Raw genomic sequence first — 12,687 nt, forward strand, 5'->3', positions numbered from 1 at the left:
CTCACCCACGCTGGGGTCGTTTCCTTGGCGTTATGATTAATGGAAGAGGGCGGCCGTTCGCCGATCCGTGTCGGCCAGGCTAGAGGCTGATGCTTAACAAAGGGTTTTATTGGTCGATCGACCAGCGCAGCGGCATCAGAAGTCCGGTGGGCGCTTTTTCCGGAACGCCGCGACGCCTTCAGCAAAGTCTGGCAGGGTGAAGGCATCGCGGAAAAGGGCCAGCGTGGTCAGATCGTCGTCCGCCTGTCCGTCGAGAATGCGCCGGATGATCGCCTTTGACGATCGGACGCTATGCTGGGCATTGTCGGCGATGGTGCGGGCGAGAGCATCGGCGGCAGCAAGCGGATCGGCAGCGATCTCGTCGACGAGGCCGATTGCCAGTGCCTCACCCGCATCATGCAGCGCGCCGGTGAAGAGGATGCGCCTGGCCCGCGCCGGCCCGACCAGATCGACCAGCAATTTTGTGTCGAACAGCGAATAGACGATGCCGAGCTTTGCAGGCGTGATGCCGAGCCGCGCGGCGGGCGCAGCAATGCGCAGGTCGCAAGCAATGGCCAGGCCGCACCCGCCGCCAACGCAATCGCCGTCTATCGCAGCGATAACCGGCTTTTCGGCGTGGGCCAGTGCATATTGGCTGGCGCGGATCGCGGCCTGATTGGCGATGCGCCAATCTTCCGCACCCGAACAGGCAGCAAATTCGTTGATGTCGGCACCGGCGCAGAACAGGCCAGGAGTGGCGGAAGCGAGGATCAGGACGCGGACGCTGACGTCGGCCATCGCTTCGTCGAGCAGCCGGGGCAGTTGCTCCCACATGGCCTGGGTCATGGCGTTGCGGCGGTCCGGCCGGTCGATCAGCAGCCGGGCGACCGTGCCGTCATGTTCCAGCCGCAAGCTCATGTCGGCCAGCGTTCCAGTAGCGGCACCAGTTCGTCGAAATGATGGATCACCGCGTCCGCTTCCAGATTTTCAACCGGACCGTCGAGGAAGCCGAAGCTGACGGCGACATTGGCGATGCCCGCATTGCGCGCGCCGGCAATGTCGTTGATCGTGTCGCCCACGAAGATGGTGCGTCCGCCGCCTGCGCGTTCGATCATAGCGTGGAGCGGCGCGGGGTCGGGCTTGGACACGCCCACCGTGTCGCCGCCAATGATGCTGGCGAAGCGGTCTGACAGGCCGATCTGGTGCATCAGGGGAATGGTGAAGCGCTCCGCCTTGTTGGTGCAGATGGCGAGCTTCACGCCGCGCGCGGCAAGCTGGTCCATGGCCGCTATCAGGCCAGGATAGGGAACGGAGTGGATGGCGAGATTCTGCTCATAATAATCGAGTAGGATCGGGAGGAGTTGCGCCAGTACCGGCTCGTCATAGCCGCCGGATGCATCCAGTGCGCGCTGAAGCATGATCTTCGCGCCCTTGCCGACGAAGGGATGGATTGCCGCGACGGGGAAAGGCGGACGGCCGATCGTGCCGATGGCATAGTTGACCGCAGCGGCCAGATCGCCGCTGGTATCGATCAAGGTGCCGTCCAGGTCGAAGCCGACGATATCGAAGGGAATGGGGTCCAGATTTCTCGCTGCCATGCTGCGCCATGCCGCGCCCATGGTGGCCATGGCAAGTCAAACATGGCAGAGGGTGTGTCTGTTCACCGCTTCTTGCCAGGGATCCGTCGAAAGTGACCGCCAACCGCCCCCTCGCTGTCATCATCCTTGCCGCCGGGCAGGGGACTCGCATGAAATCCGCACTGCACAAGGTGCTTCATCCGATCGCCGGGCGGCCGATGCTGCTGCACCTGCTGGCGAGCGTGTCCGAACTGGCGCCCGAGCGGCAGGTCGTGGTCGTCGGCGCCGGGCGCGAGCAGGTGGAAAAGGCGGTCGCCGGCACCGGCGCGGTGATCGCGGTGCAGGACCAGCAGATGGGTACCGGCCACGCCGTCGCGCAAGCGCATGATGCGCTGGCGGGTTTTGCGGGCGATGTGCTGATCCTTTATGGCGACGTGCCGCTGGTGAGCGCGGCGACGATGCGGGCGATGCTCGACCGGTTGAGCCGGGGCGACGAACCGCGCGCGGTGGTGTTGGGCTTCCGCCCTGCCGATGCCGCCGCCTATGGCCGGATCATTGCCGACGGGCAGGGCATCATCGAGAAGATGGTCGAGTATAAGGACGCCAGCGAGGCGGAGCGCGCGGTCACGCTCTGCAACAGCGGGCTGATGGCGGTGCGCTCGACAGACCTGTTCGTGCTGCTCGACCAGATCGGCAACAACAATGCCGCCGGCGAATATTATCTGCCCGATATCGTGATGCTGCCTGACGGTCAAAGCGCGGTGATCGAAACCGAAGCCTGGGAAGTAGCCGGCGTCAACAGCCGGATCGAACTGGCGGGCGTGGAGGCGATGTGGCAGACGCGCCGTCGGATCGAGGCGATGCGCGAGGGCGTGACGCTGGTCGCGCCGGAGACGGTCTTCTTCGCCCATGACACGGTGCTGGGTCGTGACGTGGTGGTGGAGCCGAACGTTGTCTTCGGTCCCGGCGTCACCGTGGCGGACGATGTGACGATCCACGCCTTTTCCCATCTGGAGGGCGCGAACGTCGCAAGCGGAGCGGACATTGGCCCCTATGCGCGGCTGCGTCCGGGCGCCGAGATCGGTGCCCGCGCCAGGGTCGGTAATTTCGTCGAGATCAAGAAGGCGACGCTGGGCGAGGGCGCCAAGGCCAACCACTTGTCCTATATAGGCGACGCCAGCGTGGGAGCGGGGGCCAATATCGGCGCAGGCACCATCACCTGCAACTATGACGGCTTCTTCAAATATAAGACCGAAATCGGCGCCGGCGCTTTCATCGGCTCCAACAGCGCGCTGGTGGCGCCTGCGCAGATCGGCGATGGCGCCATCGTCGCGGCGGGCAGCGTGGTGACGCGGCCCGTGGAGGCTGATTCGCTCTGCCTGGTGCGGCCCGAACAGGTCGGCAAGGTCGGATGGGCGTCCGCCTTCCGCGAACGGATGAAGGCGAAGAAGGCAGCCAAATGATGGCGATTTCGGCGTTCCTGGGGAAACAATGGTCCAGGGGCGGCCACTCCACCCCGCCGTCGCACACCGGCAGGCGCGCGCGCGCCGGGACACTCTGGCGCAAATTCCTGTGGGGCGTGCTTGTCCTGCTTCTGTTGTTCGCGGGGTTGCTGGGCTGGTTGCTGCTTAACGCGCGCGCCATGCCGATCGTGCGCGAGGCGGAAATCATGATGCCATTTCCCATCGATTCGCCGCACGAACCGCTGACCGTCGCGCTGCTGACCGACACGCACCTGTCCGGCCCGGACAACAGCCCGGAGCGGATGCAGCGGATCGTGGCGCAGATCAACGGCCTGAAGCCCGACCTGATCCTGCTGGGCGGCGACTATATTGGCGATGATAAGGGCGGGGCGATCTACGACGCGGAACAGAGCATCGCGTCCTTTGCCGGCCTGCACGCGCCTTTGGGCGTGGTGGCGGTGCTGGGCAATCATGACAGTCGCAGCAAGAAGAACCAGCGTGCGCTGAGCGGGCCGGGCTGGCAGGCGGCTTTCGATCGGATCGGCATCACCCTGTTGCAGGATGGCGCGGTGCGGCGCGGGCCGCTGGCGATCGGCGGATTGAAGGATATCTACACTCGGCATATCGACATTTCCGATACGCTGGCGGCCATGCGCCGGGTCGGCGGCGCACCGGTGATCCTGTCGCATGGCCCGGACGTCTTTCCCCGGCTGCCCGACGATGCATCGCTGACGCTGGTCGGGCACACCCATTGCGGTCAGATTGCCTTCCCCTTCTGGGGCATCGTCTATGTTCCGTCAAAATATGGCACCCGCTATGCCTGCGGCCTCTATCGCGACGATCGGAAAACGATGATCGTCGCCGGCGGCGTCGGCACCAGCGGCCTGCCCGCGCGGATGCTCGCTCCGCCGGACATCTGGTTGATTACCATCCGCCCGGAATGAAATAGTTTTCATCACCGGGCCATGGCGCTGTTGCGCAGGCGTCATTAATGGCATGGCGTTGGAAGCGCGCCACAGGGCGCTTACTGGTTCATCCTGTTCGACGGGGCATATTGCATGTGCGGTATCATCGGAATCATCGGCAAGGACGACGTGGCCGAACGGCTGGTCGACGGCCTCAAGCGCCTCGAATATCGCGGCTATGACAGTGCGGGTGTCGCCACCGTCCATGGGGGAGCGATCGATCGTCGCCGGGCCGAGGGCAAACTCGCCAATCTGGTGAAGGAACTGGCCGCCGCGCCGCTGCCTGGCACCACCGGCATCGCTCATACCCGCTGGGCCACTCATGGTGCGCCGACCACCAGCAATGCGCACCCGCATGCGACCAGGGAAGTCGCGCTGGTCCACAATGGCATCATCGAGAATTTCAAGCCTCTGCGCGAGGAACTCATGTCGCGCGGCCGCAGCTTCGACAGCCAGACCGACACCGAGGTCGTCGCTCATCTGGTGAGCGAACTGGTGGAGCAGGGGGCATCGCCCAAGGATGCCGTGGCGCAGGTGCTGCCTCGCCTGCATGGCGCCTTCGCGCTCGCCATCGCGTTCCGCAGCCATCCCGACATGCTGATCGGGGCGCGGCTCGGCTCGCCGTTGGTGGTCGGCTATGGCGATGGGGAAACCTATCTCGGCTCCGACGCTTTGGCGCTTGCGCCGTTGACGCAACGCATCGCCTATCTGGACGAGGGCGACTGGGTTGTCATCACGCGCGACGGTGCGGAGATTTTCGACAAGGACAACAATGCGGTAGAACGCCCGGTGACCATCAGCGGCGTGTCGGGCGCGATGATCGACAAGGGCAATCATCGCCACTTCATGCAGAAGGAGATTTACGAGCAGCCGGTCGTCGTCGCCCAGACGCTGCGCTCTTACCTCCGTCGCATGGAAAACCAGATCGCCATGCCCGACATGGATTTCGATCTTGGCGGGGTGAAGCGCATCACCATCGTCGCCTGCGGCACCAGCTATTATGCCGGTCTGGTCGCCAAATATTGGTTCGAGAAATTTGCCCGCGTGCCCGTCGACATCGATGTGGCGAGCGAGTTTCGCTATCGCGAGCCGGTACTGGAGCAGGGCGGCCTTGCCCTCTTCATCAGCCAGTCGGGTGAAACGGCCGATACGCTGGCGGCGCTGCGCCATGCCAAGGCGGAGGGGCAGATCATCGCCGTGGTGGTGAACGTCCCCACCAGCAGCATGGCGCGCGAGGCGGACCTGCTGCTGCCGACGCATGCAGGACCGGAAATCGGCGTCGCCTCGACCAAGGCCTTCACCTGCCAGCTTGCCGTGCTGGCGGCGCTGGCGGCCAATCTGGCGCGCGCCAAGGGCCGCCTGACGCCGGAAGAGGAAGCCGAAATCGTCTGGCACCTGTCCGAGGCGCCCGCTGCCCTGAACGAGGCGCTCAGCCGCGACGGCCAGATCGAGGCAATGGCGCATCTGATCGCGCCCGCGCGCGACGTTCTCTATCTGGGGCGCGGGCCGGACTATCCGATGGCGCTGGAAGGGGCGCTGAAGCTCAAGGAAATCAGCTATATCCATGCCGAAGGCTATGCCGCGGGCGAGATGAAGCATGGCCCGATCGCCCTCATCGACGACACCGTGCCGGTGATCGTGATCGCGCCCAGCGGCCCGCTGTTCGAAAAGACCGTCAGCAACATGCAGGAGGTGCAGGCGCGGGGCGGCAAGGTGGTGCTGATCTCCGATGCGGAAGGCATCGCGTTGGCCGGCGAGGGCTGCATGGCGACGATCGAAATGCCGCAGGTCCATCCGCTGATCGCGCCGCTCGTCTACGCCGTGCCGGTGCAGCTGCTCGCCTATCATGTTGCGGTAGCCAAGGGCACCGACGTCGATCAGCCCCGCAATCTCGCCAAGTCGGTGACGGTGGAGTGACGCGTACGGGCGGTCGGGCAGAGGGAGGGGGGCGGTGAGCGACGATCTCTTCGCACCCCCCGCCGTGCCGCGTCCGGACATGCTGACGGTCAGCTTCGACCATTGGGAAGGACCGCTTGACCTTCTGCTGACGCTGGCGCGCAATCAGAAGGTCGATCTGCGCGAAATTTCCATCCTCGCGCTGACCGAACAATATCTGGCCTTCATTGACAGCGCGCGTCAGCTGAAACTGGAACTGGCGGCTGATTATCTGGTGATGGCGGCCTGGCTCGCCTATCTCAAATCCTCGCTGCTGCTGCCCCGGCAGGAACAGCCTGATCCCAGTCCCGAGGAACTGGCGCTGCGGCTGCAATTGCGGCTGCAACGGCTTCATGCGATGCGCGACGCCGCTGCGCGGCTGATGGCGCGCGACCGGATCGGCCGCGATGTCTTCCCGCGCCGCAAGCCCGAAGGATTGCGGCTGGTCAAGAAGGCGCAGTGGAAGGCAAATCTCTACGACCTGATCCAGGCCTATGGCCAGATTCGTGCGCGAACCCAGCCGGTGGTACATACCATCGCGGTGCGGCCGGTGATGACGCTTGACGAGGCGATCCAGCGGGTGGGATCGCTGGTCGGCGCGGCGCTAGACTGGACCCGGCTGGAGGCGTTCCTGCCCACCGACCTTGACCTGCCCAAAGCGAAATCGGCGCTGGCGAGCAGCTTCGTCGCGGCGCTGGAACTGGCGCGGCAGGGGCGGCTCGACATACAGCAGGACGGCATTTTCGAACCCATCTACCTGCGCGCAGCAGCGCCGGGCGGGAACCAGATATGACATCGGAACCTGACGATCTTCTTCGCGCGGTCGAGGCCGCCCTGTTCGTGTCGGAAGCGCCGATGACGATTGCCGAACTGAAGCTACATGTCGGCGACGCTGGCGATCTAGATACGATTCTGCGTGCGCTGGCCGATGATTATGCCGGGCGCGGCGTCAATCTGGTCGAGCGGGGCGGGCGCTGGCATTTCCAGACCGCGCCGGACCTGGCCCATATCCTGCGGCGGGAAAAGGACGAGCAGCGCAAACTGTCTCGCGCCGCAATGGAGACGCTGGCGATCATCGCTTATCATGAGCCGGTCAGCCGGGCTGAGATCGAGGCGATCCGCGGCGTCCAAGTGGCCAAGGGCACGCTCGACGTGCTGATGGAAGCGGGATGGGTCCGTCCGGCGGGGCGGCGCGAAGTGCCCGGCCGCCCGCTCATATATGCGACCAGCGTAGAATTCCTGTCACATTTCGGGCTTAGCAGCCGCCGCGACCTGCCGGGAATTGAGGATTTGCGGGCAGCAGGGCTGCTCGATCCGGTCGATCTTGCGCTGGAGGGTCTTACCGGCCAATCCGTTGTGGAAAATGACGAGGAAGAGGCCTAGATAGGCCTTCTACTAGGAGTATTGAAAAATGGGTTCCTTCTCGCTGATGCACTGGGTGATCGTGCTCCTGGTCGTCATGCTGCTGTTCGGTGGCGGCCGGATTTCCGGCCTGATGGGTGACGTGGCCAAGGGCATCAAGAGCTTCAAGAAGGGCATGGCCGACGACGATGACGACGTTGCGCCGACCAAGCCCGCGACCCGGATCGAGGGCCATCGCGTTCCCGAACAGGACGCGCCGACCGCGACCCCGAGCGCGTCGGAAGAAAAGACCAAGGCCTGATTCTCTAGCACAGGCTGACAGTCTCGCATGTTTGGCATCGATTCGTCCGAACTTCTGGTGATCGTGATCATTGCGGTGATCGTGATCGGGCCGAAGGATTTGCCGCGCGCGCTCTACAAGGTGGGGCAGATCGTGGGTAAGGCGCAGGGCATGGCCCGCCATTTCCGCACCGGCATCGACGCCATGGTGCGTGAGGTGGAACTGGAAGAGCTCGAAAAGAAGTGGGCCGCGCAGAACAAGCGGATCATGGACGAGCATCCGGCCGAGCCGGCGACCGCTGCCGATGCGCTGCCTGCGCCGGCCGTGGAGGACAAGCCTGCCTTCGTCGCCGAATCGGCGCCAGTCGATGACAAGCCTGCCGATAACAAGCCGCCGTACGTGGCCGAGGCGCCCGCGGAAAAACCGGTGTTCGTGGCCGAATCGGCGCCGGCGTCCGCTCCGCAGTCTGCGTCTGCAGCCGATGGCCCGCCCTATGTGGCGAGGGCCTCCGTTGAACCGCGCAAGGGTGATGCTGCGGCATGATCAATGATATCGACGACAGCAAGGCGCCTCTGCTCGACCATCTGATCGAGTTGCGCGGCCGCCTGCTCAAATGTGTCTACGCCCTTTTCATCACCGGCGCGATCTGCTTCTATTTTTCCGAGCAGCTCTTCGCGATTCTGGTCCATCCGCTCAAGGAAGCCTTTGGCGACGGCGGCGGGCGGCTGGTCTATACCAAGCTGTATGAAGCCTTTTTCGTGCAGGTGAAGATCGCCGTGTTCGGCGCCTTCTGCCTGTCCTTTCCGATCATTGCGAACCAGCTTTGGGCCTTCGTCGCGCCGGGCCTCTACGCCAAGGAAAAGAAGGCGCTGCTGCCCTTCATCGTGGCAACGCCCTTTCTCTTCGCGATGGGCGCCAGCCTCGCCTATTTCGTGGTGATGCCGACTGCCTTCCACTTTTTCCTGGAGTTTCAGGGAAATAGCAGCGGCCTGTCGGTCGAGGCGCTGCCCAGCGCGGACAGTTATCTGGGCCTCGTCATGCAGTTCATCCTGGCCTTCGGCATCAGCTTCCTTATGCCCGTGCTGCTGATGCTGTTGAACCGGGCAGGTTTCGTGAGCCGTGCGCAGCTGATTTCGCTCCGCCGCTACATGATCGTCGCCGCCTTCATTCTGGCGGCCGTACTGACCCCGCCCGATGTGGTGTCGCAGCTGATGCTCGCGATTCCGTTGCTGCTGCTCTACGAGATCACGATCATCGCCATCTGGTTCACAGACCGGAAGCAGGGGAAGGAAGAAGCGTCGGAGGAGGCGTCGGCCTGATCCGCATCGGGTGATGTTGCGGATCCGGATGGCTGATCCAAGTGGTGCGCCGTTTGATGGAGAGGTGTTCCGGGTTGCGCTCGACTTCGATGGGTAGAGCAGGAACATAGACTGGCGGCGACAGACGGGCCGCATTCAACGAGCTTCGATCAACGAGCTGCGATCGCTGGAGCCCGCCGACGCGGACGGTATGGCCGACGCGGGCGGTATGATCGCCTGTGCGATTCAGCAGGCCTGACGGTTGCAGGCTATCTAAAAAAGGGCCCGCCTGTTGAAGGCGGGCCATGCCAGGGAGTGGAATATCAAACGGAGTGGTCGCGCTTAATTTGCAGACCGCTCCACGGCCTCACCGGCGCTCTGCACGTCACGTCCCGCGCCTTCCACCGTGTTGCATGCGGCAACCATCAGCGAACCGGTGAGCAATAATGCGGTCAGAATTTTCTTCGCCATCGAACATCTCCTCGAACTTCGTACCGCCGCGTAGCGCCGTCGCGGTTACGGAGAAAAAACCAATGCCGTGGGATTCCGTTCCGTTAGCGGAAAGAGTAATGATTTCAGTCGGATATGCCCGGATAAAGTCTGAGCCCGGAACGCGTCGGGGGGAGAAACGTTCCGGGCTCATATTTTGTGGATAGCAAGAGCGGGGGGCAAAAGATTTGCTATCCGATATGTAGAACCCCCAACGGTCGGATAGGGTTCCGCTTTGAAGCGAGAAAGTGCGATTTTTATTCATCGGACTTTCCAACGGGTTCGTTGGTCAACGTGCCGTTAACCAAAAAACTTCCCTCGATTACGAAAAAAAAGGCGTCAGCTGAGGGGGCGGCCGCTGTTTCGATATTCCGGGCGGATCGTGGACTCCGGCAGGTCGTCATCTTCGGGCGTCGTGCGGGTGGCGGGAGATGTCCAGCCGAGCGCCGGCACGACGGCGGGCGCAGGCGCGGCAGCCGGGCTGGGCATCGCCGAAAAACCGGGCGACGTCACCGGCTGGTCGGGCCAGACGCGGCGGGCCGGGCCGGAGATCAGTTCCCGCCCGTGATAAAGGCTGGTGAAGGCCGCGGCCGTCCCGTTGAAACCGGGATTGCGATAGAAGATGTGCGCGCCGACCACAGCGACGGGCTGAAGCGTGGACGACCATTCCGGCCGCACTGCCAGCGTATGATAATGGGTGGCGAGGCCAACCGGGACATAGACCTGTCCGGCCAGCGCCTCCTGCGCGATCCGCCGCGCCCGCGCCCACGCAGCGGCGTTGGGCATCCGCGCCATGGCGCCGTCGCAACTGAAGGTGAACTGGCATTTATAGTCTGGCCGCTCCGACCCTTCATAGACGACGCCGCAGACCGTGTCCGGCCACAACTGGCTGCGTACCCGGTTGAGCACCACTTGGGCGACCGCGCGTTGCCCGTCCTCCGGTTCGCTGCCGGCTTCATAGTAGACGGCGTTGGTCAGGCAGTTGAGCGCGCGATAGCTGTCGAGCGCGGTAATGCCGCGAAAGATCGCGGCGGGTGCCGCCTTCACTGCATCCAGCCCCAGCACATGTTGGCTCTGCACCGTTTCGACGCCGGGCACCGGATCGAAGGCGCCTTCGGCATAGAAGAAGGCAGAGCCGGGGAAATTGTCGCCCGCTTGCTCCGACGGGTCGATCTGCGCCGGCGCAGCATCCAGCAGGTCGAGCGGCGCGGCGGTGATCAGGCGCGGCGCGACGAGCGCGGCCAGCGCCAGAAAAGCGATGCCGCCTTTGGCCTTCCACCCATCAATCCGCAGCCATTGCCGCATGCCAACGCCCCGAAAAGCTGCGACACCCTGTCGCCCGGCATCGCCCTTACGCGAGAATCCTTTCCACTTCGCTGCTCTTTTGCCGGTTGTGCCGGGGTGGGACGCTTGTCGGGCCAGGCGTTAACGTACCCGGAAACCCGCCCTTGACCGTCTGCATCAATCCCTTGCTTGGCAAATCCGCGCAGGCTCCGCTATGCGTGGCGCCATGCTGCTCCAATCCAACAGTCTCGCGTTGATCGGCAATACGCCGCTCGTGCGCCTCGCCGGTCCTTCCGAAGAAACCGGCTGCGACATTTACGCCAAGTGCGAATTTGCAAATCCCGGCGCGTCCGTGAAGGATCGCGCCGCGCTGTTCATCGTCAACGACGCCGAGGAAAAGGGGCTGCTGAAACCCGGCGGCACGATCGTCGAGGGGACGGCGGGCAATACCGGCATCGGTCTGGCGCTGGTCGCCAATGCGAAGGGCTACAAGTCGATCATCGTCATGCCAGAGACGCAGAGTCGGGAAAAGATGGATACGCTGCGCGCGCTCGGCGCGGAACTGGTGACGGTGCCGGCGGCGCCCTATTCCAACCCCGGCCATTTTGTCCATACGTCGCGGCGGATCGCCGAAGAGACGGAAAATGCGGTCTGGGCCAACCAGTTCGACAATATCGCCAACCGCAAGGCGCATATCGTCGGCACGGCCGAAGAAATCTGGACGCAGATGGAAGGGCGGATCGACGGCTTCACCTGCGCGGCGGGCACCGGCGGCACGATCGCGGGCGTAGGCCTGGGCCTCAAGGCCAAGGATGAGAACATCACCATTGCGCTGAGCGACCCGCACGGCGCGGCGCTGTTCAACTATTATGCCCATGGCGAATTGAAGGCCGAAGGCAGTTCGGTCGCCGAGGGCATCGGTCAGGGGCGGATTACCGCCAATCTGGAGGGCGCGCCGATCGACACCCAGTTCCGCATTTCCGATGAGGAAGGGCTGCATTGGGTGCGTCGCCTGCTGGCCGAAGAAGGGCTGTGCCTTGGCCTGTCGTCGGGCATCAATGTCGCGGGCGCTGTGGCGCTGGCGAAGCAATTGGGGCCTGGCAAGCGGGTCGCGACCATCCTGTGCGACACCGGATTCCGCTACCTTTCGACCCTTTACAACCGCCAATGGCTCGAATCGAAGGGCTTGACGGTGTTCCCCTGGCTCGCGCAGACTGCATGAACGCCGACACGGGTCGCGGCGAAGACGAGAACAAGAGCGCGAGCATGGCTGAGACGCCCCGACGTCAGGAAGGGTTGCAGCGCGTCCAGATCGGTCTGACCGGTCTGGCAGGCGTGGTGCTGCTCGTGGGTCTGGCGAATATCGTGATCGAAAAGGCGCGCGTCGACGACGCCGCCCTGCCGCCGCCGACCGTCCCCACGCTCACCACGAACGCCGTCTCGCCCAAGGAGCCGCTGGCGGAGCTGGGCGTCCAGCCGGCGCCCGAACAGGCGCCGATCGTTCCCGATCTTCAACCCGATCCCAATCTCAACAAGCCCATGGACCGCGATCCCGCGCAGCCGCAGCCGCGCTGATCCGTGACGGAGGGCAGGGGACGGACGCCATGACGGCGGCGCTGAAGCGATTCCTCTGGTTCTGGCTACCTATGCTGGTGGTGCTGCTGGTTGGGTTGGTGCGCGCGTGGAGAACCGGGCAGGTCGATCCATGGGATTGGGGTGTCGTCGCCCTGGCAATGGCTGCGATCGTCGGGCTGCTGCTCGCGCGACGTGGCTGGGCGGTGCTTGCCTGGGCGGCGCTGGGTTTGGCTGGGCCAGTGTTGATCTTCTGCGCGCTGGCGGCGAGGCGAATGCCGGACATGCTGGCGGAGGGCGTTCCCGAAGCCGAGCAGGAGATCAGTTTTGAGGCGGGCGTGCGCTATTCCGGCCAGGCCTTCGAGGTCTCGCTGCCGCTGGTCCTGGATGGGTTCGAGGCCGCCGGCCTGGAAACGCTGGGGGCCGCCTTCGACAAGGAGCACGAGCGTCTGTTCACCTTCTGCCTGGAATCCGATCGCGAGC

Annotated in this window: 14 protein-coding genes and 1 pseudogene; 11 read left to right on the top strand and 4 right to left on the bottom strand. The window is 64.3% G+C overall.

Annotation, left to right across the window (positions count from 1 at the left end; genetic code table 11):
* Positions 1-135 precede the first annotated feature (135 nt).
* Positions 136-897 carry an enoyl-CoA hydratase/isomerase family protein gene (locus tag VMR39_RS01290; protein WP_325413581.1) on the bottom strand — a complete coding sequence of 254 codons (762 nt, stop codon included), beginning with the start codon at positions 895-897 and terminating at the stop codon, positions 136-138.
* Complete coding sequence (locus VMR39_RS01295; protein WP_325413602.1) at positions 894-1,562, bottom strand: HAD family hydrolase; 669 nt, start codon at positions 1,560-1,562, stop codon at positions 894-896. Before VMR39_RS01295 ends, VMR39_RS01290 begins: the two co-directional genes overlap by 4 nt.
* A gap of 164 nt (positions 1,563-1,726) precedes the next feature.
* Between VMR39_RS01295 and glmU the strand changes: the two genes are divergently transcribed.
* The 8 genes from glmU (at position 1,727) to tatC (ending at position 8,880) form a co-directional block, all read left to right on the top strand.
* Positions 1,727-3,019: a bifunctional UDP-N-acetylglucosamine diphosphorylase/glucosamine-1-phosphate N-acetyltransferase GlmU gene (gene glmU, locus VMR39_RS01300; RefSeq protein ID WP_325413583.1), complete on the top strand. Its 1,293-nt coding sequence runs from the start codon at positions 1,727-1,729 to the stop codon at positions 3,017-3,019.
* Between the two features lie 107 nt (positions 3,020-3,126).
* A complete protein-coding gene (locus VMR39_RS01305) occupies positions 3,127-3,963 on the top strand; it encodes a metallophosphoesterase (RefSeq protein WP_414712434.1) in 837 nt (278 codons plus the stop codon).
* Between the two features lie 114 nt (positions 3,964-4,077).
* Positions 4,078-5,901: a glutamine--fructose-6-phosphate transaminase (isomerizing) gene (glmS, locus tag VMR39_RS01310; protein WP_325413585.1), complete on the top strand. Its 1,824-nt coding sequence runs from the start codon at positions 4,078-4,080 to the stop codon at positions 5,899-5,901.
* Between the two features lie 79 nt (positions 5,902-5,980).
* A complete protein-coding gene (locus VMR39_RS01315; protein WP_325413605.1) occupies positions 5,981-6,712 on the top strand; it encodes a ScpA family protein in 732 nt (243 codons plus the stop codon).
* On the top strand, positions 6,709-7,302 hold the full coding sequence (scpB, locus tag VMR39_RS01320) for an SMC-Scp complex subunit ScpB (RefSeq protein ID WP_325413587.1): 594 nt from the start codon (positions 6,709-6,711) through the stop codon (positions 7,300-7,302). Before VMR39_RS01315 ends, scpB begins: the two co-directional genes overlap by 4 nt.
* 28 nt (positions 7,303-7,330) lie before the next feature.
* Positions 7,331-7,582: a twin-arginine translocase TatA/TatE family subunit gene (locus VMR39_RS01325; protein ID WP_325413589.1), complete on the top strand. Its 252-nt coding sequence runs from the start codon at positions 7,331-7,333 to the stop codon at positions 7,580-7,582.
* A gap of 27 nt (positions 7,583-7,609) precedes the next feature.
* On the top strand, positions 7,610-8,104 hold the full coding sequence (gene tatB, locus VMR39_RS01330) for a Sec-independent protein translocase protein TatB (RefSeq protein ID WP_325413591.1): 495 nt from the start codon (positions 7,610-7,612) through the stop codon (positions 8,102-8,104).
* On the top strand, positions 8,101-8,880 hold the full coding sequence (tatC, locus tag VMR39_RS01335; protein ID WP_325413593.1) for a twin-arginine translocase subunit TatC: 780 nt from the start codon (positions 8,101-8,103) through the stop codon (positions 8,878-8,880). The genes tatB and tatC overlap by 4 nt, the downstream gene beginning before the upstream one ends.
* Positions 8,881-9,201: 321 nt before the next feature.
* Here the strand turns inward: tatC and VMR39_RS01340 are convergent, their stop codons facing one another.
* Positions 9,202-9,330, bottom strand: coding sequence for an entericidin A/B family lipoprotein (locus VMR39_RS01340; protein WP_325413595.1), 129 nt, complete (start codon positions 9,328-9,330; stop codon positions 9,202-9,204).
* A 357-nt stretch (positions 9,331-9,687) separates the two neighbouring features.
* The gene (locus VMR39_RS01345) at positions 9,688-10,653 is read right to left on the bottom strand and encodes a cell wall hydrolase (protein ID WP_325413597.1); all 966 of its coding nucleotides are present in this window, start codon (positions 10,651-10,653) and stop codon (positions 9,688-9,690) included.
* A 205-nt stretch (positions 10,654-10,858) separates the two neighbouring features.
* On the opposite strand from VMR39_RS01345, the gene VMR39_RS01350 reads away from it, so the two are divergent.
* From VMR39_RS01350 to VMR39_RS01360, 3 genes and pseudogenes are all read left to right on the top strand, one after another.
* A complete protein-coding gene (locus tag VMR39_RS01350) occupies positions 10,859-11,854 on the top strand; it encodes a cysteine synthase A (RefSeq protein ID WP_325413599.1) in 996 nt (331 codons plus the stop codon).
* 44 nt (positions 11,855-11,898) lie between these two features.
* Complete coding sequence (locus tag VMR39_RS01355; RefSeq protein WP_325413601.1) at positions 11,899-12,207, top strand: hypothetical protein; 309 nt, start codon at positions 11,899-11,901, stop codon at positions 12,205-12,207.
* A 29-nt stretch (positions 12,208-12,236) separates the two neighbouring features.
* A pseudogene (locus VMR39_RS01360) lies at positions 12,237-12,687 on the top strand (hypothetical protein); the annotation flags it as partial.

It is taken from the genome of Sphingobium sp. (assembly GCF_035511395.1).
Taxonomy (GTDB): Bacteria; Pseudomonadota; Alphaproteobacteria; order Sphingomonadales; family Sphingomonadaceae; genus Sphingobium.